Annotated in this window: 14 protein-coding genes and 1 pseudogene; 8 read left to right on the forward strand and 7 right to left on the reverse strand. The window is 63.8% G+C overall.

Translation table 11 applies throughout. The features are described from left to right. Nucleotides 1–27: 27 nt before the first annotated feature. The 4 genes and pseudogenes from acpP (at nucleotide 28) to VT84_RS32445 (ending at nucleotide 3,010) form a co-directional block, all read left to right on the forward strand. Nucleotides 28–273: an acyl carrier protein gene (acpP, locus tag VT84_RS32430; protein ID WP_052551591.1), complete on the forward strand. Its 246-nt coding sequence runs from the start codon at nucleotides 28–30 to the stop codon at nucleotides 271–273. Then, nucleotides 270–1,562 (forward strand): beta-ketoacyl-ACP synthase II, encoded by a 1,293-nt coding sequence (fabF, locus tag VT84_RS32435; RefSeq protein WP_239465525.1) that lies wholly within the window; start codon nucleotides 270–272, stop codon nucleotides 1,560–1,562. Before acpP ends, fabF begins: the two co-directional genes overlap by 4 nt. 201 nt (nucleotides 1,563–1,763) lie before the next feature. After that, entirely contained in the window at nucleotides 1,764–2,303 is a 540-nt protein-coding gene (locus tag VT84_RS32440) for a transposase family protein (protein ID WP_052561604.1), read from the forward strand. Nucleotides 2,304–2,326: 23 nt separating this feature from the next. Then, a pseudogene (locus VT84_RS32445) lies at nucleotides 2,327–3,010 on the forward strand (ISL3 family transposase). Between the two features lie 146 nt (nucleotides 3,011–3,156). Here the strand turns inward: VT84_RS32445 and VT84_RS32450 are convergent. Further along, nucleotides 3,157–4,281: a transposase gene (locus VT84_RS32450; RefSeq protein ID WP_162271923.1), complete on the reverse strand. Its 1,125-nt coding sequence runs from the start codon at nucleotides 4,279–4,281 to the stop codon at nucleotides 3,157–3,159. Between the two features lie 382 nt (nucleotides 4,282–4,663). Between VT84_RS32450 and moeB the strand changes: the two genes are divergently transcribed. Next, on the forward strand, nucleotides 4,664–5,848 hold the full coding sequence (moeB, locus tag VT84_RS32455; protein WP_082842455.1) for a molybdopterin-synthase adenylyltransferase MoeB: 1,185 nt from the start codon (nucleotides 4,664–4,666) through the stop codon (nucleotides 5,846–5,848). 66 nt (nucleotides 5,849–5,914) lie between these two features. On the opposite strand, the gene VT84_RS32460 is transcribed toward moeB, so the two are convergent. Next, complete coding sequence (locus tag VT84_RS32460) at nucleotides 5,915–7,201, reverse strand: MFS transporter (RefSeq protein WP_052551585.1); 1,287 nt, start codon at nucleotides 7,199–7,201, stop codon at nucleotides 5,915–5,917. Nucleotides 7,202–7,401: 200 nt separating this feature from the next. Here VT84_RS32460 and VT84_RS32465 point away from each other — a divergent pair, with 200 nt between their 5' ends. Beyond that, nucleotides 7,402–8,325: an alpha/beta hydrolase gene (locus tag VT84_RS32465; protein WP_082842456.1), complete on the forward strand. Its 924-nt coding sequence runs from the start codon at nucleotides 7,402–7,404 to the stop codon at nucleotides 8,323–8,325. A gap of 39 nt (nucleotides 8,326–8,364) precedes the next feature. On the opposite strand, the gene VT84_RS32470 is transcribed toward VT84_RS32465, so the two are convergent. From VT84_RS32470 to VT84_RS32480, 3 genes are all read right to left on the reverse strand, one after another. Further along, nucleotides 8,365–9,387: a peptidylprolyl isomerase gene (locus tag VT84_RS32470; protein ID WP_082842457.1), complete on the reverse strand. Its 1,023-nt coding sequence runs from the start codon at nucleotides 9,385–9,387 to the stop codon at nucleotides 8,365–8,367. Nucleotides 9,388–9,454: 67 nt separating this feature from the next. After that, nucleotides 9,455–11,224 (reverse strand): sigma-70 family RNA polymerase sigma factor, encoded by a 1,770-nt coding sequence (locus VT84_RS32475; protein ID WP_082842458.1) that lies wholly within the window; start codon nucleotides 11,222–11,224, stop codon nucleotides 9,455–9,457. 163 nt (nucleotides 11,225–11,387) lie between these two features. Further along, on the reverse strand, nucleotides 11,388–15,083 hold the full coding sequence (locus tag VT84_RS32480; RefSeq protein WP_082842459.1) for a caspase family protein: 3,696 nt from the start codon (nucleotides 15,081–15,083) through the stop codon (nucleotides 11,388–11,390). 380 nt (nucleotides 15,084–15,463) lie between these two features. Between VT84_RS32480 and VT84_RS32485 the strand changes: the two genes are divergently transcribed. Beyond that, nucleotides 15,464–15,694 (forward strand): hypothetical protein, encoded by a 231-nt coding sequence (locus VT84_RS32485; protein ID WP_052551572.1) that lies wholly within the window; start codon nucleotides 15,464–15,466, stop codon nucleotides 15,692–15,694. 283 nt (nucleotides 15,695–15,977) lie between these two features. Here the strand turns inward: VT84_RS32485 and VT84_RS32490 are convergent, their stop codons facing one another. Both VT84_RS32490 and VT84_RS32495 read right to left on the reverse strand, forming a co-directional pair. After that, entirely contained in the window at nucleotides 15,978–17,396 is a 1,419-nt protein-coding gene (locus VT84_RS32490; protein ID WP_082842460.1) for a hypothetical protein, read from the reverse strand. Between the two features lie 256 nt (nucleotides 17,397–17,652). Continuing rightward, a complete protein-coding gene (locus VT84_RS32495) occupies nucleotides 17,653–20,760 on the reverse strand; it encodes a hypothetical protein (RefSeq protein ID WP_082842461.1) in 3,108 nt (1,035 codons plus the stop codon). 76 nt (nucleotides 20,761–20,836) lie between these two features. On the opposite strand from VT84_RS32495, the gene VT84_RS32500 reads away from it, so the two are divergent. Beyond that, nucleotides 20,837–22,168, forward strand: coding sequence for a TIGR02996 domain-containing protein (locus tag VT84_RS32500; RefSeq protein ID WP_157470089.1), 1,332 nt, complete (start codon nucleotides 20,837–20,839; stop codon nucleotides 22,166–22,168). Nucleotides 22,169–22,188: the final 20 nt, after the last annotated feature.

Consider the following 22,188-nt stretch of genomic DNA (forward strand, 5'->3'; position numbering starts at 1 on the left):
CGCCACCACCGCCCGGAGGGTCGAACCGTGTCCGTTGAGCAACGTGTTATCGACATCGTGAGCGAGCACTTCGCCTACGATAAAGAAAAGATCACCCGCAACACCACGTTCATCGAAGAGATCGGCGCGGACTCGCTCGACATCGTCGAGTTCGTCATGGAACTGGAAGAAGAGTTCGACATCCAGATCCCGGACGATCAGGCCGAAAAAATTAAGACCGTCGGCGAAGCCACGGACTATATCGACACCGCTATCAAGAACAAGCCACAGTGACTTCTTCCTCTTCCGCGACCCGCCGCAGGGTGGTGATTACCGGCCTGGGTACGGTGAACCCGCTCGCGCTGAACGTGCCGGACTACTGGCGGGGCCTCCTCGCCGGGCAGAGCGGCATCGCGCCGATCACCCTCTTCAACACCGCCGCGCACAAACTGGTGAACGGTACGGACGTGCCGTTCAAGGTGACGTTCGCCGGCGAGGTGAAGGGCTTCAGCCCCGAACCCACCATCGACACGCGATCGGCCCGCCGACTCGACCGGTTCACGCAGTTCGCGATCGTCGCGGCTGCCGAAGCGGTGAAAGAGAGCGGTCTCGACTTCGCGAAGGAGAACCCGTTTCGTTGCGGGTGCATCCTCGGGAGCGGGATCGGCGGTATGGCCGAGTGGGAGGACGGGCACCGCACGCTCATGGAGCGCGGCCCCGACCGGCTCGGGCCGTTCCTCATCGCGAAGATGATCGCGAACTCCGCGAGCGGCAACATCTCCATCCGCTTCGGGCTCCGCGGACCGAACACGACCGTTTCTACCGCTTGCTCGTCTGCGGCGCACGCGATCGCGGACTCGGTGGCCGCAATTCGTAGCGGACTCGCCGACGTGATGGTGAGCGGCGGCAGCGAAGCCGCAGTGACGCCGCTCGGATTGGGCGGGTTCATCGCGTGTCGGGCGCTATCCCAGCGGAACGACAACCCGAAGGCCGCGAGCCGGCCCTGGGACAAGGACCGCGACGGCTTCGTGCTGAGCGAGGGCGCGGGGATTCTCGTGCTCGAAGAGTACGAGCGAGCGAAAGCCCGCAACGCCCCGATCTACGCCGAAGTGTGCGGATCGGGCAACACGGCCGATGCGTTCCACATCACGGCCCCGCACGAAGACGGTATCGGCGCAGCCGAGGCGATGCGCGAAGCCGTGAAGGACGCGGGCTGGAACCTGGACGACGTCAACTACATCAACGCGCACGGGACCAGCACCGGGCTGGGCGACGTGGCCGAAACCAAAGCCGTGAAACTCGTGTTCGGCGAGCACGCGAAGCAGCTCATGGTGTCCAGCACCAAGAGTATGATCGGGCACCTGCTCGGTGCGAGCGGTGGTGTGGAAGCGGTCGCGTGTGCGCTGAGTATCAAACACGGCGTGCTGCACCCGACGATCAACCTGGACAACCAGGACGTCGAGGGCGGGTGCGACCTGGACTACATCCCCAACGCGGCCCGCGAAACGCGCGTGCGCAAGGTGCTGTCCAACAGCTTCGGGTTCGGCGGGCACAACTGCTCGATCGCGCTCGGCGCGGTGTAAGGCGAGAAATCATTGAAACCAGGGGTTAAAACCCCTGGCTATTCCCGGTGACCCCATTCGGGGTCGCAAATACACAAATACGGCTCTCCGCGATTCTTGGGGGCGTGAGAGCGTTTTCTGGCGGTTTGGTCGATTCGCAACGGGTATCCTCAGCGAGTTGAGCACCGCCACGTTCCTGCCCATCAGTTCAGGAGACTCGCCATGAACGGCGAGACCATTTCGAGCATCTGGACGGACATTCTCCAGTTGCCTGGATTCGCCGTCGTCCACCTGGAAGAAGACCGTCTCCACCAACGGTACTTGGTCACCGTGGTTCCCCAGCACTCCATCGGCGTCTGCCCCCAGTGCCAGCGTGCCAGTGAGACGATCAAGCAACGACGCAGCCGGGATCGCATTCTCGACCTGCCCATCGGTTCGCACGCGGTCGAGTTGACCGTCCGTGTGGGACAATTCGAGTGCCCGCACTGCGGTCCGTGCTTCACTCCGCCGATCCCATTCTTGGCCGAAGGGTCGCACGCCACGGAGCGGCTCCTGGGCCGAGCCGCCGAGTTGATCCGTCACAGCGACGTGGCCAACGCGGCTCGGTTCTTTGGAATCCCCGAGAAGACTTTGGAGGGGTGGTATTACGCCTTCATCGAACGGCAGCAGCAACCCGCGACGGAAGCACCATCGGGACCGATTCGTCGCATTGGAATCGACGAGTTGTCTCTGAAAAAAGGCACCGGCAGTTCGTCGCCGTGATCGTGGACCACGACCACGGGTGCGTGCTCGATGTGCTCGAAAACCGTGAGAAGGCAACGGTATTGGCGTACCTCAAGCAGCAGAAGGAACAGGGCTTGTTGAGTCGGGTCGAGGAGGTGACGACGGACATGTAGGACGCCTACGTGGAGGCGGCCCGGGAGGCGCTCGGGGAAGGCGTCGCCATCACTATCGATCGGTTCCACGTCATGAAGAACTTCCAGGACGGCCTGACGGCGGCCCGCCGGGAGTTGCAGCGGGGGCTGTCGGCGGAGGCCCGGAGCCGACTCAAGGGGAGCCGCTGGTGGTGGGTGACGAACCCGGAGAACCTGCGCGAGGAGGACCGGGAACCGTTCGCCCGGTTGCGGCAGGAGTTCCCGGCGCTGGGTGCGTTGTGGGACCAACGGGAGGGCTTGCGTGCGATCTTCGAGGATCGATCGCTCGCCACGGCGGACCAGGGGCAGGAGCGACTGGAGGACTGGATGTGCGGGGTTCGGAAGTTGGGCCTGTCGTCGTTAGACAAGTTCTGCAAGACGTTGACGAACTGGATGGGCCGGATCGCGAATTACTTCCCGAACCGAAGTAGTAACGGTCGCACCGAGGGGTTCAACCACGGGCTACGCTCCATCCTGTGGCGTGCCTGGGGCATGGTCAACTTCAAGAACTTCCGGCTCCGCGTGTTGGACCGCTTCGGACGGGCAAAAACTTGAACGCCCCCAAGAATCGCGGAGAGCCACAAATACATAAGCCATATCACTCCAGGGGTGAAAACTCCTGGCTACTATCATTTCAGGGGTTAAAGCCCCTGAAATGATTTTTGGACCCCGAATGGGGCAGGGCTGTAAGGGTGGAATGACTATCGTTTGCGTTTCTGGAGTAAACGGTGGGTCGAAACGTGTCCTCCGTTCTGGTACGGCTTCTTTGTGGGTGGAGGGTTTTTCGGCCCGCGCTTGGCTTTGCGATATCGTTTCGGATCGACGCGCGCGGCGATTGCCCGCAACAACTCCGCGAACGACTCCAGGGGCATCGCACCCAAGGGCTCCCACAACGGACCCGGCAAGGCGATGTTCATCCCCACCCAGGTGGTCCGAATTTCTTCCGTCAGGTAGTAACTCGACAACTCCGACACCGCTTCCGCACCATGCGCGCTCCGCACCGCGCCCTTGAGCAATGCCACCGCATTCGAGGCCAACAAACCCAAACAGAACGCGAACAGCGCGGCCGGCGGATAGGCCAACGTGTCGGGCTCGCAGTTGAGCGTCATCGCCAACTCGTAGAACCGATTCTCGATCAACCAGCGCTTCAAATACAACGCGGCCACACGGCACCCGTCGGCTGCGTCCGAGGGCACGTTCGTCAGCACGTGGATCTCGGTGTCACCGTCGCGCGTGGGTTGATCCAGAACCACGGTCACTCGGCGCACGCGCAACGTTCGATCCAGGTGGCGGAATTCGACCTCTTGCTCGTACCCCTGACCCGTCTCGCAACGCCCCAGGGCACGACGCTCACCCCGCAACGCCCCTTCGAGGGCTCCATGTTGACGGATCACGAATCCGGCGTCGGCCTCGTGCAACGCGCTCAGGAATCCCAGGGTGCAGAAGTTCCGATCCGCGATCCACAGATCGTTGGCCCCAATGTGAGGCACCACTTGGGGGATCAATTCGCGCTCGTTGGCGTGCCCATCGGGTGTCAGAAAGACGTCGGTGACCAAATCCAGTTGGGGGTCGTAAATGGCCAGCACTTTGCCCGGCAGAGGGGCCGCCCAACTGTCACGATGAACCCGAAGTCGGCGCTGGGTGGCGCTCAAATAGTTGCCATCGAGAACCCGAGTGCGATATCCCGGAACCAAGGGTGCCCGGGTCGCCTGAAGGGTCCGAATGAGGGGAGCAACCTGGTCCGCGGAGTCCCGAACGAGTGCCGCGCAGATCCCCAGTTCCGTGGATCGTAGTTTGTCGTACACGGCCTGGCGACTGACGGGCATGTGCTCGGCCCGTTTGTGATATGCGGCCCCGAGAGGATTCGGTTCGGAGTGTGGTGGCCAACATGAGTTCGACCACCTGCGAGAAGAGCAACTCGTGTTGGTACTGTCGTTGTGCGGTGTCGCGGAACAGTTGATCCAGTCGTTCGGGTAAGAACAGGCGCTCCAAAATGGTCCGAGCCAAGACGCACACCGGGGACGCTTTGAGGAACGGTTCAAATGCTGCGGGCACCACGACCGAACCTCCATCCGAGAGCATTACAACCGACCGCGAGTGGCTAACTTACGACGATCCGAATACCCTTACAGCCCTGCCCCGAATGGGGTCACCGGGAATAGCCGGGGGTTTTAACCCCGGGTTTCTGGTTCTCTTTGAGGACGTCACATGCTCCCCGATTTACTCGCCGGCCGGTGGGCCGACGTGTCGCTCACGCAGCCCGAGTTCGCGCGATACTCGCGGCACGTCATCATGCCCGAGGTCGGGCTCGACGGGCAGCGGAAGCTCAAGGCCGCGAAGGTGCTCGTGATCGGCACCGGCGGGCTCGGGTCGCCGCTCGCGCTCTATCTCGCGGCGGCGGGCGTCGGCACGCTCGGGCTCGTTGATTTCGATGTGGTGGACACGTCGAACCTCCAGCGCCAGATCATCCACGGCACTGCGGACGTGGGGCGCTCGAAGTGTCAGTCCGCGGCGGACCGGCTCCGCGACGTGAACCCGGAAGTGCAGATCGACTTGTGGGAGACGCACTTCACGTCGAAGAACGCGCTCGACATCGTGAAGCACTACGACATCGTGGTCGACGGGACCGACAACTTCCCGACGCGGTACCTCGTCAACGATGCGTGCGTGCTGCTGAACAAGCCGAACGTGTACGGCAGCATCTTCCGCTTCGACGGCCAGGCCACGGTGTTCGACCCGCGCGTGGGGCCGTGCTACCGGTGCCTGTACCCCGAACCGCCGCCCCCGGGCGAGGTGCCGAGTTGTGCGGAGGGCGGCGTGCTCGGGATTCTGCCGGGCGTGATCGGGTGCATTCAGGCCACGGAAACGATCAAGCTCATCCTGGGCATCGGCGAACCGCTCATCGGTCGGCTGCTACACTACGACGCGCTGAACATGACGTTCCGGACGTTCAAGATCCGCCGCGACCCGAAGTGGGCGGTCGGCGCCCCGCACCCGACCATTAAGGGACTGATCGATTACGAAGAGTTCTGTGGCGTGCGCGGCGGGGCTTCGGCGACGCAACCCGCGTTCAGCGGGAGCGATATCACGGCCGAGCGACTCAAGAAGCGCATTGACGCGGGCGAGAACCTGTTCGTGCTGGACGTGCGGAACCCGAACGAGTTCCAGATTTGTCGCATACCCGGAACGGTGCTGCTCCCGCTACCGGAACTGCCGACTCGCTTCAGCGAAGTGCCGAAGGACCGCGAGGTGATCGTTCACTGCAAGAGCGGGATGCGGAGCCAGAAGGCGATCGAGTTCTTGAAGTCGCAGGGGTACACGAAGCTCGTGAACCTGACCGGTGGCATCCTCGGCTGGGCCGATAAGGTCGATCCGGGAATGCCGCGGTACTGATTCTGACATTTCGTTTTGAACGAGGGCCGGTGCATCGAATGCACCGGCTCTTTGTGCTGAATACCGTTACGCCCCCGGCGGGACCGCGGCCGGTTCTGACACGGGCTCCACGATTCGCCCCGAGCGGTCGCGGAACACGAGTAGGAACACGCCCAAGCACACGATCACACCGATGCTGGGCACCATCCAGAACTCGGACCAGTTCACGGCCTTCGTCGCCGGATCGGTGTACTTATCCACCATCATGCCGCAAATCAGGCTACCGAGCCACATCCCGACACCATACGTGAGGAAGCTGAACAGAGCTTGCGCGCTGGCCCGGATGTCCTTTGGTGCCTTGTTGTCGCAGTGGATGAACCCGGCGGCGAAGAAGAAGTCGAAGCAGAACCCGTGCAGCGCGACGCCCGCGATCGCCAGCGCGAAGCCCATGCCCTCCGGCCCCGCGTTGGCGAACAGGAAGTAGCGCAGCCCCCAGCAGAACATGCCCAGCGCCAGCACCCACTTCATCCCGAACCGCACCAAGAACAGTGGCAGCAGCGGCAGGAACACCGTTTCACAGACCTGCCCGATCAGCATCGTCGAGCCGATGTTCTTCACCCCGCACTGCTTCTCCAGGAAGTCGGATGTGACCGTGTAGTAGAACGCCAGCACCACGGTGATAGCCAGCGACACGATAAAGAACGCCGCAAACGAGAAATCCTTGAACAGCGCCAAGGCCCGCACGAACGGGATACCCTTGACCTCGCCCTTCGGCGGGGTGTGGGGCAGGAAGAAGCTGTACACGCCGAGAACGGCGGACAGGCCCGCGGCCAGCAACAGCGGGCCGTTGGACCCCGCCGCGGTCTTGCCGTCGCCCGCGAACAGCGCATCGATGCTGAACCCGGCGGCGATCCAGCCCAGCGTGCCCAAAACGCGGATCCCGGGGAAGTCGCGCTGCCCGTCCGGGACGTGCTCGAAAGTGATCGAGTTCGCGAGGACCAGCGTCGGGTTGTACAGCAGCGCGTAGACGAAGGTAAGCGCGAACAGCGTCCAATACTGGCCCGGGTCTTGCGTTTGTGCGATCAGGTACAACAGCCCCGCACCGGCGAGGTGGCAGACCGCCATCAGTTTCTCGCTGGCGAGCAACCGGTCGGCGATGTACCCGGCGAAGATGGTCGAGAAAATCGCCCCGAGCGCCATGTTACCGATCAGCGCACCGGCCTGTTCGCCGGTGAAGTTCAGCCCGCGCAAGTACGGGAAGAACACGACGAACCACGCCCCCCAGACACCGAACTGGAGGAACATCATCACGGACAGGTTGAGGCGCAGCGGTAGTGCGAGTGGCGGGGCGGTCGCGGGCTGAACTGCGGACATATTGTCTCCGAGTGTGAAGCGTTAGCGAGGAATGTCGCTGAATGTAAAGCCCGGACCGCCCGGCGGCAACGAGAAACGGCACGTATGAGCAAGTCGGAGGACCGTTCGCGACCGGTTCTTCTCTTCTGGCCCCTTGACCGGCGCGGGCGCTCCCGGACAATCGGCGCTGTTCGACCTCTTCCCGTTCCGCGGAGATCACCATGCGTTCCGCGTTCGTGTTACTCATCGGGGCACTGGCGTGTTCGTTCGGTGCCGATCAGCCGGCGCCCGAGCAACTGCCGCCCAAAATCACTTACAAGCCCGGGTCCGACTCCCAGAAGCAGGAGGGCGTGCCCGCGGGGGAACTGATCGGCCCTGTGCTCTTCAAGAGCAAGGTGTTCGACGGCACCGTGCGGCAGTACTGGGTGTACGTCCCCGCGCAGTACAAGCCGGAGCACGCGGCGAGCGTGCTGGTGTTTCAGGACGGGCAGCGGGCGGTCAACCCGAAGGGCGTGATCCGCGCGCCGGTGGTGCTCGACAACCTCATTCACCGAAAAGAGATCCCCGTAACGATCGGCATCTTCGTGACGCCGGGGCACAGGGGGACCGAGTACCCGGCGTCGCTCGGCACCGGGAACCCGAACAACCGCAGCGTCGAGTACGACTCGCTCGGGGACGCTTTCGCCAAGCTGATCGTCGATGAAATGCTGCCGGAGGTGGCGCAAAAATACACGCTCACGAAAGACCCGAACGAGCGGGCGATCGCAGGGTTCTCCAGTGGCGGGATCGCGGCGTTCACGGTGGCGTGGGAGCGCCCGGAGGCGTTCCGCCGCGTGTACAGCGCGATCGGGAGTTTCACCAATCTGCGCGGCGGACACGTGTACCCGGACCTCGTGCGCAAGGCCGATACGAAGCCGATCCGCGTGTACCTACAGGACGGCGTTCACGACAACCGCAGCCCGATGAATACGAAGCGCGACTGGTTCTTGCAAAACCAACTGATGGTGGAGGTGCTGCGGGAAAAGGATTACGACTACAAGTACGTACTCGGCGCCGGCGGGCACGCGGACGACCACGGCGGCGCGCTCCTGCCGGACGCGCTCCGCTGGTTGTGGCGCGATCACGCGGCCGTGAAGGGGAAGTAGCAAATGCAGCGAGCGGGCTTTTGCCCGCTCGCCGTTGGTTCACTTCTTGGGTGCTGGGATTGGGTTCGGGAGGGCGACCGGATCGGGGAACGTGAGGTGGTACTTCGGGGCAGCCCGCCGCATCAGTTCGGCACGCAGTTTCGGGAGCTCGTTCGAGATCTTCGCGCTCATCACGTCCATCAGCAGCGCCGGTTTCTCTTTCTCGAACGACTTGTTCTTGTCCGCGGGGATCACCTTACCGCACTTCAGGACGATGAACCCTTTATTGCCTTCTAGTTCGACCGGAACGAGCGGACTAACTTCGCCGGGTTGGAGTTTCGCGACGGCGGCATACACAGCCTGCTCAGCTTGCCGCTCCTCGAACGGGCGCGCACGAGGGATCAGCTCGGTTCGCCCGTCGGCTGCGACACCCGATCTCGGCTGCCCCGCTTGTGAGCCGCGCCGGGCGTGGGCGTCGAACTCTTTTTCGCTCCCGCGCACTTTTTCGTAGACCGCGCGGGCCTCGGTCTCGCTGTTCCACAAGATGATACGGCAGTCGAGCTTTTCACCGTATTTCAGGTCGAACGCCCGACGCAGTTCTGCTTCGGTTGCAGCTTTGATTTTCGCGTGCGTCAGCCGGGTAAGCATTTGCAGCGGAATGTTTACGTCTTCGTTCCATTCCTCAAGTGTCTTGGACTGGTTCTTGAGCAGTTCTTCCGTGAGTTGTGCGCGGGTCATCTTGGCCGCCGCGCAAGTTGCGTCGAGTGCCGCCTCGATTTCTAGGGGCGCGAAGGTGAATCCTTCCTGAGCGAAGCCGCGCGCGATGATCTGCTTGTTTACGAACGGTTCCAGTTCCTTCTTCCCGTACCGGCGGATGAGGTGATTCGCGAACGCCTCGCGCGAGATCGGGACGTCACCGAAAATGGTCGCAACCGGTTCCGGCGGTTTCGGCTCAACCGGCTTCGCGTCCGCGGCTTTTGCGACCGGTACGGGCGCTGGTTGTGCAGAACTCTTCCACGCTCCGAAATCGGTGAACGCCGCACCCACGGCCACCGTCAGGGCCAGTTTCCATTTCGTAATCATGGTTCTCGTTACCCCTTCCGTGAGGAACAATACCCGGGCCGGGACCGCCCCGGAGCCCGCCGTCGATTCACTTCTTGGGTGCCGGGAGCGGCTTCGGGAGAATCATCGCATCGGTGAACGTGAGATGGTACTTCGGTTTCGCTTCGCGCTTCAGTTCGTCGAACAGCTTCGGGATCTCTTTTTCCAGCCGGGCGTTTACCACCTCGGGAAGGAGCATCGGCTTTTCCGCCTCGAACGACTTGCTCTTGTCGGCCGGGATCACTCGGTCGCACTTAACGACGATGAACCCCGTTTTCGTTACGACGAGCGGGCTGATTTCACCCGCCTGCAGTTTTGCGGTCGCCCGATGAGTATCGTTGTCGCCGTTGGTTGCCGGCGTGCGGGGGATCGGGGCAACGCGCCCGCCGACTGCCGCCAGAGTCGGTTCCGACTGGCGCCGGGCATGATCCTCGAAGGCGTTCTCGTTTTCGCGGATCTCTTCGTAAGCCTTTCGCGCTTCAGCTCCCTTGTCTTTCGTCCAGGTAATGACCCGGCACGAAATCTTCTCGCCGTACTTCGCATCAAAAGCCCGTCGCAGCTCCGCTTCGGTAACGGGCGGGCTCTTCGCATTGCACAAGCGAGCGAGCATGAGGCGCGGGGCAACGACATCTTCTGCCCATTCATCAAGCGTTTTCCCTTGCCGCGGCAGCACGTCTTTCGCGAATTGCGCGCGGGTCATTCCGAGGCTCTTACAGTCCTCGTCGAGCGCCGCCAGCACGTCGTCGCCGGTGATCTTCCAGTCTCTCCGTCCGAAGGCGTGTGCGATGATCTGCGTGTTCACGAACAGGTCCAGTTCTTTCTTCCCGTACCGGCGGATGAGATGATCCGCGAACGCCTCGCGCGTGACCGGGACGTCACCGAAGATGGTCGCGATCGGTTCCGGCCCGCTCACCGCCGGGATCTTTTTCTCGAGCGCTGCGGGCTTATCAGGGGGGAGCGCGGGCGGTAACGCGGCCACAGGCTGGTTCGGAGCCGTCGGTGGTTGTGCGGATGTTTGCCACGCACCGAGACCAGTCAACCCGACGCACGCGGCGATCATGGCGCCGGCGAGTTTCCATTTCACGATCATCGATTTCACAGCCCCTTCCGTGAGGAACAAAACCCCGGCCGGGACCGCCCCGGCCGTTCGCGTGAGCGTGTGGACCGCGTTCCGAACGGTCGCGGTTGCCAGTGATGCGGGGACGGCCAGCGCCAGCCCCGCGGTGACCGGGGCGAGCCCGCGCCGGTCGAGCCGGGCGCGGAGCATCTTGCGCCCGCGCGCCAGCCGACTCGATAGCGTGCCCTCGGACAGCCCCAGTTCCTGGGCCGCGACGCGCCGACTCGTCCCCTGTATCTCGCACAGGATCAGTGGCTGGCGGTAGATCGCCGGCAGTGCGGCGAGTTCCTCGTCGAGGACCGCGCTCGCGTCGTCCGGTTCGCTCGACGGGACCGGTTGATCGCTCATCGCGGGCACCTGCCTTTCGTTCGCCAGACGTTTGGCACGGGTCGACCGCGCCCGGCGCGCCACCCGGAACGCGACACCGTACAACCACGGGCCGAGCGACTCGCGCCACTCGGTTCCGCGTGCCCGGTTGACGAGCACGAGAAACGTGGCCTGGAACGCATCCTCGGCGTCCGGGGTGGCACCCAGGAACCGGCGACACACGCCCAAGACGGTGGGGCCGTGGCGCCGGACGAGTTCCGCGAACGCGGCCTGATCGGTGCTTTTGAGAAACGCCGCTACGAGGTGAGCGTCGGTTCGCGGATCGTCCGCGCCCGCGGCTAACCGGGATACGGCGTGAAGGAGACTGGCCGGCATCGTGCGCCTCCGTGCGACGGGTCCGTTCAGAAGGGTATTGCAGCGAACCGTCCCGCGCGTCCCTATTTTTCCGCAACCGGTCCCGAGGGGCAAAAAAGAACGTGGCCGGCGCGAACAAAATTCGCGCCGGCCACGTTGGAGGCGGTTCCGATCAAAGCGCGAGCTATTTGTCCGAGATCGGCGGCTTGAGCGGTGCTGGCGGCTTGTTCGGGGCACCCGGGGTGGTCGGTCCCGTCGCGGTGCCCGGCGCCGTCGGGTTAGTTGACACGGGCGGGGTACTTGGTGCCGGTGGCTTGCTCGGTGCGGGCGCCGGCTTCGGGTCTTGCGCCCTCAACGGGTTATCGGGCTTCGCGATGGCGAACGGCCGAACGGCCGACGGGCGCCCGAGCGTCGGGTTCTGCGTCCCGCCGCTCAGTTGGCGCACGCGGGCGGTCGCGTAGGTGTCGAGTTCGTGAATGTACACGACCCCGTCTTCGTCGATGTCGCCGTACCCGGACAGTCCCTCGACCAACCCGAGCGTGAAGAACCCGGCCTTACTGATCGGGCTCTCGATGGCGTACTCGCGCCCGAGCGAGGCGCACATGACGATCACCCCGGAGTCCTCGGCCGTCAGGTCGCGGACGAGGGTGTCGGCCTGGGCCGGCGCGCGATCCTTCTCGGCGACCGAGCCGGAGTGACAGGCGTCCAGAATGGCGACCAACCGGCCGGGCATGTTATCGAGCCGGGCCTTGAACTCGTCCCCGGGCAGGCACGAAGTTCCCTCGAAATCGTCCTGCTTGACGTCGAACGGAACGAGGTAGAACCGGTTGAAGAGGTCGCGCATCCCGTGACCGGAGAACGAGACGATGCCGACGTCCTGGGGCGTCATCTTCGATTTCATCCAGTCCAACCCGTCGCGGATACCCTGTTTGGTCGCGCTCTTATCGGTGAGTAGTTTCACCTCGATCTTGGAGAACACGTTTTTCGACTTGTCCTTGAACGCCGCGGCGAGCATTTCCGCGTCGGTGGCGCAGTAGCGCAGTTTCAGACTACCGGGGTAGTCGGACACCCCCATCGCGAGGACGTACAGGTTCGGTTTGGGGATCTCGCCCGGGCGGATCACGACACCGATCTTTGACATGCCCTTGCTCACGGGAGAGTCGGCGATGACGGCGACGGTCTGTGTGCCCGGCACGAGTGGAATTTCCCAGGTGGCCTCCGCCGGGGTGCTCGGGTCGGCGTTCTCGAACCGCTTCACGCCGGCGGCTCCCTTAAAGGGGCGCCCGTTCACGAGGAGCCGCATCGCGGTAATCGGGTGCTTGGCACTCGTCGCGCGGGCCTTCACCGTAAAGCTGTCCTTATCGACTTTGAGTTCCGTTTCGGTGAACCCGTCGAGCGTGACTTCCGGCGGGAGCACGTCGGCCACGCTGGTCGTCTGGACCAGTGCCTTGTCGAACTTCTGGGCCATTGCCATCGCCACCGGCAGGTTGCCCGCGGGGATGAGGTACTTGAGCAGCGCCGGCTGGTACATGGACGAGCGGAACCGCTCGGCGGGGTGAACCTGTGGAACCTTTGCTCCTGCCGCTTGGATCTGCCAGGCGACCAGGCGCTCGCCCTGCCCGGAGCACGCATAGTACCCCGCCGGGGTCCACGCGATCCACTCGCGCCCCGCGACGAAGATCGAGAGGATCGGTTCCTCGCGGTCGCGTTGCCAGATGCGGATCGTCTGGTCGGACGACCCGGTCGCGAAGTACCGGCTGTCCGGCGACGGGGTGACGCAGAGTACGTTCCCGCTGTGACCAACGAAACTTCGCATCACCGCGCGGGTCGCCGGGTTGACCATGTACAGGTTCCGGACCCCGCCCACGAGCACCGCGTTCCCCTTCGGTAAGATGGTGGCCGAGTAGATCGGTTCGCGGTCGGGAAGGGCGACCAGTGCCGGATCGCGCCCGGCCGTCTGGACCATGAACCCGCTCGAACCGGTGCGCAGTTTGACCCCGGCATCGTCGCTTTCTACCGTCTGAGTGTACTTGGACGGATCGGGCGGGTTGCCGACGCCGAACTCGTCGAGCCGGAACGTGCCTTCGAGGGCGAGTACCCCTTCTTCTTTCTTGTTGCTGGCGCCCCACGCGAGTGACTTGCCGTCCTTCGCCCACGCGATGGCCCAGATACCGTTGCCGGTGCCGGCCAAGCGGTGCTCGATTTTGCCGTCGTCCGACTTCCAGACCAGCGTCTCGTGCTGGTTACCGCCACTGGACACGATCCGGTCCCCCTCGGCCGAAACGTCGAGCGCGAACACGACGTTGCTGTGGGCCGTGACGCCGGTTCGCGTGGTTCCGCTGTCGGCCGAGACGATCCCGGTCCACCCGTTCGCGCCGCTCGCGCCGGCGATCGCGATTTCGCGGTCGTTGGGCATGAACTGCATTTGGTGAATGTGCAGCGGTTTACCGTTGTGCGTGACGGGCGGTAGGCTCTTTTGGAACTGCCCGTTCGCGGACCCGAGCAGGATCCCGCCCGTGGTCGTAGCGACGGCGAGCGTTTGGCCGTCGTTGCTCCAGGCGAGCGTCGAGGGCGTGGCCCCGCTGATCGGGAAGTCCTTGTGCTGGGCGGTCGCGGCGAAGTTCCAGATCTGTACAAAGTGGTCGGCCCCGAGGGTGGCGAGCAGTTTCGCCTTCGGGTTCGGGTTGTACTTCACTTCCATTACCGAGGCCTTGCTGATCGGGGGCGCGGGGTACGAGGCACCCGTGGACACGTTCACCATCTGGATCGTGCCGTTCTCGCACCCGACGCCGAGCCAGTTACCGTCGTTGGAGAAGCTCAGGCCGGTGACCGCGGCGCTGCCCACGTCGAGGCGCTTGATGAGCGCGCCGGTGTCGGGCGAAATGATGTAGATCGGTACCTGCCCGGCTTGAACCTTGGCCAACGGTTCCCCGGCGACCGCGAGGCGCTTGCCGGACCGCGACATCGCCGCCGCTTGGAGCGAGCCCTCGTGCCCCGGACCCGCGGGGAAGCGAACGGTCTTCACCGTTTCGTTGGTGGTCGGATCCCAGAACCGCACCGCCTTGTCCTCACCGACGGTGATGATCTGGTCGTTTTTCGTGTTGAAGAACACTTTGCTAACGAACCCGGTGTGCCCGCCGGAATCGAGCGTCAGTAGCGGGCGCTGCGTGCCCTTCGGTAGCGCCGGGGGGGCCGGCAGTGGACCGTCCGGCTTGAACGTACTGGCGCGGACGAACGGGTCTTCGTCCGGGGCCAGAGGGGGAACGGGCGGCGCCTTGACTACGGGCGTCGTTGTCGTGAGCTTGCCGCCGCTGGGACGGATCTTCGGTGGCGGGGGAAGCGGCGGGAGTTGCGGCTCCTGTGGGTTGGCCTTCTTGGGAGGGTTGGCGTTCGGGTTTGAGGGCGTGTTTGGCCCCGGACCGGGTTTGGGCGGGTCCGCGTTCGGACCGGGATTCGGTGTGGATGGGATCGGCCCGTTTGTCGGCTGGGGCTTCACCTCGGCCGTTGAATCGTTCTTTGTCGGCTTACTTGAACCCGTGAGAGCGAAAATCAGCGCGCCGAGACCGCCGAGCAACAGCACCCCGGCGACGGCGCCCGCGATGATGATCTTCTGCTGTCCGGAGTCACCGCCCGCCTTCTTCTTTTTCTTCCTGGGCGCGTCGTCATCATCGTCTTCGTCATCATCGTCTCGACGGGCGCGCTTGGTTGCCCGGCCGGACTTGGCGCCCTCAGCCTTGAGGCGCTCTTTGGTGCCCGTACCGGGTTTGGACTTCTTCGATTTGGTCGGCGGTTCGTCCGCTTCCAGTGTGGCGACGAAGTCGTACCCGCACTTCAGGCAGGTCACGTCGTGGTCGCCCTCACCGTCAACGGTGAAGCGCATACTGGCGTCACACTTCGGGCACGGGGTCTTAATTACGGGCACGGGCGCACCGTTGGGTCGTGAACGGGGACTACGGATAAGCAGCAGATTGTGCTGGCAGGTCGCACAAGCAAGTAGGAGTTATGAAATGCTGATCGGTTGGTGTTCGTTCGTCAAGTAGAAAAGTTTTTCGTAACAGTCTTTCGTTACACACGTCCGGTCGGAACGTTCCGCGCCTGAACTGCTTTCTCATGACTTCGTCATTTTTGTGGGCTGAGCACTCGCGGCTACCCAAATAATCGCGCTGGCACGCCCGTTGCGTAACCTCTTTACATAACGGCGGCCGGGCCGATAAACCCGGCACGAATGGCACCAAAGTCACAAGTTTAAGGAGACCGATCATGGCCGATACGATCAAAGGCAAACTGGTTGAAGCGGGCAACGCGATCTCGGAAACGGCCCAGAAGGTCGCGAACCGAGCCAGCGAAAAGGCAGAAGAAGCCAAGAACTGGGTGAACGAGAAGTTGGATAAGGCCCAGAACCGCGCTGACGAGGCCGCGGAGAAGGCCAAGAATGAAGCGGAGGCGGCCAAGGCCGATGCCGAGGCCAAAGACTGTAACAAGTGCCCATAACCGTCTGACCGCGGTTATCCAGCAGGGCCACCCACTTAGTGGGTGGCCCTGTTTGCGTTTGGTGGCGCGAATTCTACGCCCTTTCTTCGTGTACCGCGATCCGTGCTTGTGGGCCACTTTTTAGAGAATTTGAGCAGTCCGCTTCGCACATCTCTGCCTCTCGGGTGGCACACACCACCGGGCGAAGCGTTTGGACAAGATCAACAGGATTTACGGGATGAAGACCTGATACGCGGTATTCTCTGGATCTCGTTGATCCTGTCCAAATTCTTCCCGCCCTCCGCTACGTGCGCTTCTGGTTGTTCACCCGCACTTGCGGTAACCCGCGGCGGTCCTTCTCGAAATAGCAGATCTCGACGAGCGTCGGCCACAGTTCGATCGACCCCTTGATGACCGACACCACGTCGTCCGCGATGCGGAGCAGGTTCTGTTGGAAGAAGTCCGGCTCGAAGCTGTAGAACGCCTTTTGGAGATTGGCGGCGAACAGGCGCAGTGCGTCCGCGCGTTCCGACTGCGCAGTTCCGGCCGCCTCGATCGCGCGGCTGTGTAGCGCTGCGACCTTGTCCAGGCTTTGCGCCGCGTCCTCGGCCGTCACCTCGCCGCTGTAGTCGAACCCGATGGTCAATTCGTCCGTGTGACTGAGCGTGTCCTTGATCTTCCGCTTGAGCAGGTTGCACACTTCCTCGTTGAAGACCTCGGCGGCCACCGGGTTCCGCATGTAGTTCGACTTGGTGTGGTTTTGGGCCGCGTCCACGTGCGCCGCGGCAATCTGGTCCTGCCGCACCCACAGTCGGTAGACGTAGTCCTCGAACCGCAGTCGCGTGGGGAAGAACGGCGGGAGGCCGAACGTGTTGTCGTATCCGGCGACGCCGCAATCCATTCGCCAGTTCAGTTTGGTGACCGCGGGGCGGAAATTGACCAGCACGTAAAGCTCGTTCAGCTCGTCCGGGTCCACTTGTTCGTCGTTGGTCAGGAACAGTTCGGCGAAGTCGAGCGCGTCCACGTCGTTCGTTCCCGATCGGAACGTCTGGGCCATCTTCACGACCGCATCCGAGCGGACCGAGCCTTTTCGCAGCAGCAGTGAGTTCTCCCGGCTCACACCCTTGGTCGCGTTGGTCTCCAGGTCCATTGCGGTGTCGACCAGCAATTCACCTGCTTCGTAGTTCGCCGGTACGTCGCTGGCGCGTTTGCCGAGCACGTCCAGGAACGCACCGAGCACGTCGAATGATTTCCGCACGTACCCGTTCTGGTTCACGCGGTGGAGTCGGCCGCGGCTAATTTCCCCCTCGTCGAGCGATTCCAGGCTGTCTTCCATGAGTGCGTAGGGACGCATGTCGTCGTCGGCCGACACCACCAACCCGCCGAGTGTGTACATGAGGGCACAGTTGCGGTTCCCGCCGTAGCTCGGGCGGAACAGGTTCTTCACCAATCCGTCTAATCGCTTGTCGCGCAGCCGTTGGCCGATGTAGCTGGTGAACGCCTCCTTTTCACGCGGCCCGACGTAGAACACGTCGCTGTAAGTGCGGGTTCGTTCGAGGAGCGGGTAATACTTCTCCTGAGCGGCCGGGCTGGAGTCATCGAACACGATGATCTTCGGCGAGTGCCCGTTGCGTCGGAAGTGCTCGTCGTAGGCTTCAACCGTCTCGCCCACGTCGCGGAGCCGGTACGTGGGGATGACGAAATACAGGTCGCGAGCGTGCATTTTAGGAGCGTCCGGGACGCAGTCACTGCGTCAATAGCCGCACACGCGACGGGGCGGCTCGCTGAATCGCAGCTCGAATCGCCGGCCCGTGGTTGCGGGGCGGGGAGCTATCGCACCGTCCGTGCCGGACCGATTAGAGAGCTGGAAGTGGTTTCGCAGATGGGTGTTGTGAACGATAGGCTATCTGAATGAGTAGCCGAAACTCGTGCGAAATGCCGTGGTCGGATTGCAGACTGCAACCCGACCACAGTGCTGGTTAGATCCATTCGGCCTTCACGCGAAGGGTTTCGCCGGCGGAGTATTCGAGCGGGATCGCGTCGCCGTTCATCGCGAGCGGTTGGAGCACGTTACCCATTCCGTCCACGAGCGCGGCCGTGTTCGGGTCGCGTGCGAATTGCAGGTCTGCTGTTCCACTGAATCCCGTGGTTTCAATGAGTGAACCGGCGATCGCGCGGTTCGCGCCTTCACTGGGCGCGCACGGGCGCAGGCTCATTAACAACAGGCTCGGCATATCGATGTGGGCCAGCCAGCCGGCCGCGCCGATCGCGGGCGGGCCTTTCTCAGTGAACACCACCGGTGACGGCGACACCCAGCCCTGCGCGGTCTGCATCGGTACGTCGCGGTCGGTCGCGAGCAGCAGATCGAAGGTGCGGGCCTGTTCACCTTCGGGAACCAGAATCACGTCCGCCATCCGCGCTCCGTGGCGCTGAACGAACGGTAGGCCGCCCGTGAACAGGAACGACCGCTCCGCGCCGAGGCGGACTTCCAGGTAATCGGGCGAAACCGGTCGCGTGTATCCCGTTTGTGCGTTCGAGCCGTTTACCCCGCGGAACAGGACTGCGCGCTCGTCGCGCCACCCGAACCGCGCGCCGTAAAAAGCGTGCCACGGGTACCCCGTCGGCTGGTGCTTCACGTCGAGTTCGATGCGCAGTTCCAGCACCGGCCGGCCGAGCCACGCGCGGACCCGCTGCTTGAAGGTCGCGAGGATCTCGTCGTGATCGTTGACCAAGTCGCCCGTGCTTACAATTTCGCCGAGCGCCGCGCCGCTGTTCGTCACGCGGACGTCGCGGGCGATCATCTTACTACCGGGGTTGAACACCAACTGCTGACCGAACCGCGTGGCGCGCGTGCGCAGGTCGCGGAACGAGCGGATGCCGCCGGTGGTCGCGTCCACGTCGCACTCGATGAACTCGTTCCGCACGGTTAAACCGTCTGCGAGTTTGATGCGCGGCTTGGGCGGCGCAGCATTTCCCGCACGCGGCACCCACGCGAACCCCAGCGACGGAACTTCTACTACGAGCCGCGCGGTGGTGCCGCTGAACTCCGCGGCCTTCACCGGATCGGCTACCGGAATCGCGCCGCGGAACCCGTCGATCTCCAGTGCCACGCGGCGCGTGAACCCACAGGGGTTGAAGACCACCAGGCCCGGCTGCCCCTCGGTCGATCGCGCCTGAATGCGGTCCGCGAGCTTCTTCGCCCAGTGCATTTCGAGAGCGGTGAGGGAAGAGTCCACCCCTCTCGCGTCCGGGTCGGAAGAACCTACCCCCCCGTCCCCCCTCCCTGAAGGGAAGGGGGAGGAAGAGCCGGCACGGTCGATGAGCGTGCTCTCTGTCCCAGTGATTTCGCGCGCCTGCTCCCCCTTCCCTTCAGGGAGGGGGGCTAGGGGGGTAGGTTGTGGCTGTAACCCCTCCCCAACCCCTCCCCTAAATGGAGAGGGGCTTAAAACCGCCGCTTGTGGCGTGGTGCCTGCGGTATTTGGTTCTGTTCCCCCTTCCTTCTTAGGGAAGGGGGTTAGGGGGTTAGGTTCTTCGCCTCCCACCCCAATGTTTACCCCGCGCGCTTCGATCGCGTCTTCGACTTCGGCCAGTGCTCGGAGTGAGTCTTCATCTTCGGGTGCGGGTGGTGTGAGCGCACGGTGGAGGGCCGCGAGCGTGAAGGTCGAATCGATCCGGCGCCGGAGCCGGAGGTGGTTCGGGAACCCGCTTACGGGGTCCGGGCGGTGCAGGTTCGTCGTGCGGTCGTCGAGGTAGTCCGCGAAGAACTCGTCGGCCGACTGCACGCCGATGTAATCGCCGCTCGTCGCCCCGCCGAAGTAGCGGCTCAAATTGGTCCAGTCGCCGAACACGGGCGCGAGATCGGCCAGTGCGAGCAGGTCGTGGTACGTCGCGAACGCGGGTTCGCCCTTGTGAACGAGCGATACCGTGGGCGCGGAATCGTAACTGGTGGCCTGGTGCAGGTGGTAGACGAGGTTGAAGAACGTGTGCGGGTCGTGTGCCGGGAGCGGTTCGCGCGTGAACGCTTCGACCGCCTTGCCGTCGGGTCCAGGCCAGTTCACCGCGGACGAGCGGATGCTGGGAATCAGTCCACCGTCCGAGCTAACCAGCACCGCGTGCTTGAAGCCCATGTGCGTGAGCCAGCCCGGGAGTTGCGGGTGGAACGCGCTCTTCTTGCGTCCGTAAACGGCAGGTTCGACGCCGAACAGTTTGTGCGTTGCGCGCCGTGCCGCGCGGAGGTTCCACAATTGGCTCTCGATCGGCAGCAGGGCGTCTTCGCGGTCGCGGTACGATCCGCAGCACAGGTCCACCGCTTGCGGCAGGTCGGGCGGAATTTTTGCTTTGAGTTCACTGAACCGGTCCGGCGCCTGCTCCGCGAGTTGCTCCAGTGTTTCACCGGAGGCGAGCACCGTAATGGGCAATCCGGCCGCGAGCGAGGCCGGCCACGGTGTATCGAGGTTCTTCGGGTCGACGTGAACCCAATCGAGCCAGTAGAGCGAACCTGAATAAACCGGCTCGCGCCCGGCTTGCAGCTTCTCGGCGGCGCTCTTCAGGGACGCCTTGTAATCCTCGCCGCGTTCGAGTGCGTCCCGGGCGGCGATCACATCGGCCCAGAAGCCGGGGGCGTCGAGCAGCTTTTCGTGGTCCATCGCCTCGTAGAGCGTGTCGAGCATCAGGTAGCCGTAGCCCAGCCCGGCGAAGAGCCGCACGGCTTCCGGTGGTGCATCGAATAGGCCCGTGGCGCGGCCCGTCTCACGGAGAGCAGAGAGTAATCGCTCGATGGTTTCCGCACGCGACGCGGTCGCCCGGAACACGACCGCATTGGCCTGTTCGACGCGCTGGTTCCAATCGTCCGGTTGGAACAGGTACGCGCCCTCGGGCACGCAGTACACGAACCCGGTTCGCGGGAGGTCGTGGTCGTAGGAACTGGACGCTTGGGGCGGTTGCACGGCCCCGGCTAGCGCGGCCGGGTGCCACAGGGCCGCGAACCCGTTGAGCCACGCGGCCACTTCGTCCGGAGTTTGTTGGAGCGGGTACGAGGTCGCGAGCCGGTACGACGAGAGCAGGTGCAGTTGGCGTTCTTCGCTCATGGTGGGTCGCTGGCGTGCAGTGGCTGGATCGGCGCGCGAACCCGGTTATAGTACAGAACCCGACGCCCGGTGCCCCATGTCCGACCACGACGCCCTGTTGTCCGCGATCCTGGCCCACCCGGACGAGGACACGCCGCGCCTGATGTTCGCCGACTGGCTCCAGGAGAACGGCGCGGCCCCGCGCGCGGAATTCGTTCGGTTGCAGATCGAACTCGCGCGTCTACGCGCAGAGGAAGTCGACCTACCAGATACATTCGGCACGCTCCAGAGCGCGGACGGGTGCCAGTTCCGCCCGCACGACACGGCCGAGCGGATCGCCCTGTTACGACGCGAGAGTGAGCTACTGAGCGCGAGCCGCCGGGCATGGGCTGCCGAGCTACCAGAGTACGCAGTGGCGGGAACTGCGCTCGACGATGCCGGCTTTTTCCGCGGGTTCGTGGGGCACGTCTCGCTCCCGCTCGAACCGCTCGTGCGGAACCCGGATCGTTTGTGGGAGCGGCACCCGGTCGAGTCGCTGGATTTGTCTCGTGTCGATTCGGAGGCACGAGCGCGCGTGCCAGAATGCCACCACCTCGAACGCATCCGCTCGCTCCGGTTCGGTTTCCTTGCCAGTGTGCCGTGCGAGGCAGAATTCTTCGCGCCGTTTGTCGAATGCCCTCACCTCGCGGCCGTGCGGGTGTTCGATTTGGGACGCCTGGATTGCAGCGATTCTGCCCTCAACGCGCTGGCCGATGCGCCTTACCTGCGTCCGACCGTGCTGAAGCTGCACTGCCCGCACGTCTCGCGCGATACTCTCGAACGAGTGCTACACGCTCCGTTTGCTTCTCGCGTGCGCCGGTTCGAGCAGCGCCGGGCCGCGGGGTGGGCGCCTGAGGTCATCGCCACCGCGCCACTCAACGCCCTTCGTTTTTTGGACCTGCGAGGGGCGATGTGCGGGGACGCGGGTGCCCGCGCGCTGGCCGGTTCTCCACACATCACGGAACTGGTCACACTCGATCTGAGTTCTAACGGACTTACCAACGCGGCTCTTGAAGCACTGGCCGCATGGCCGGGGCTTGAGAGCGTGAAATCGCTGAACCTGGCATTCAATCGAAGCATTACTGATGCAGGCGTTCGGGCACTGCTCTCGGCTCGCCGGTTCCGCCCGATTCACATCGGATTGCAACAAACTCAGCTCGGTGACGCCGGAGCCGAAGTACTGGCCGCGTGGCCCGGTCTGGAAACCGTGATCGATCTCGACCTGACTGCTGTTGAGATGAGCGATTGGGGAGCCGCGGCGCTTGCGGGATCAGCGAACTGGCGCGACGTGCGATATTTGCGCGTGAGCCGGAACAATTTCGGGGCGCAAGCGAAGGCGCAACTCTGCTCACGGTTCGGGCGCGGGGCAATTGACATCTGGGGCTGGTGACTAGGCATCTGGTACGATGA

Source organism: Gemmata sp. SH-PL17, from assembly GCF_001610855.1.
GTDB classification, from domain to species: domain Bacteria; phylum Planctomycetota; class Planctomycetia; order Gemmatales; family Gemmataceae; genus Gemmata; species Gemmata massiliana.

Excerpts from the sequence above, each read along its gene's own strand:
- VT84_RS32440 (WP_052561604.1), top strand. The coding sequence starts at position 1,764 with ATGAACGGCGAGACCATTTCGAGCATCTGGACGGACATTCTCCAGTTG.
- VT84_RS32450 (WP_162271923.1), bottom strand. The coding sequence starts at position 4,281 with ATGCCCGTCAGTCGCCAGGCCGTGTACGACAAACTACGATCCACGGAA.
- moeB (WP_082842455.1), top strand. The coding sequence starts at position 4,664 with ATGCTCCCCGATTTACTCGCCGGCCGGTGGGCCGACGTGTCGCTCACG.
- VT84_RS32460 (WP_052551585.1), bottom strand. The coding sequence starts at position 7,201 with ATGTCCGCAGTTCAGCCCGCGACCGCCCCGCCACTCGCACTACCGCTG.
- VT84_RS32465 (WP_082842456.1), top strand. The coding sequence starts at position 7,402 with ATGCGTTCCGCGTTCGTGTTACTCATCGGGGCACTGGCGTGTTCGTTC.
- VT84_RS32470 (WP_082842457.1), bottom strand. The coding sequence starts at position 9,387 with ATGATTACGAAATGGAAACTGGCCCTGACGGTGGCCGTGGGTGCGGCG.
- VT84_RS32475 (WP_082842458.1), bottom strand. The coding sequence starts at position 11,224 with ATGCCGGCCAGTCTCCTTCACGCCGTATCCCGGTTAGCCGCGGGCGCG.
- VT84_RS32480 (WP_082842459.1), bottom strand. The coding sequence starts at position 15,083 with ATGCGCTTCACCGTTGACGGTGAGGGCGACCACGACGTGACCTGCCTG.
- VT84_RS32485 (WP_052551572.1), top strand. The coding sequence starts at position 15,464 with ATGGCCGATACGATCAAAGGCAAACTGGTTGAAGCGGGCAACGCGATC.
- VT84_RS32490 (WP_082842460.1), bottom strand. The coding sequence starts at position 17,396 with ATGCACGCTCGCGACCTGTATTTCGTCATCCCCACGTACCGGCTCCGC.
- VT84_RS32495 (WP_082842461.1), bottom strand. The coding sequence starts at position 20,760 with ATGAGCGAAGAACGCCAACTGCACCTGCTCTCGTCGTACCGGCTCGCG.
- VT84_RS32500 (WP_157470089.1), top strand. The coding sequence starts at position 20,837 with ATGTCCGACCACGACGCCCTGTTGTCCGCGATCCTGGCCCACCCGGAC.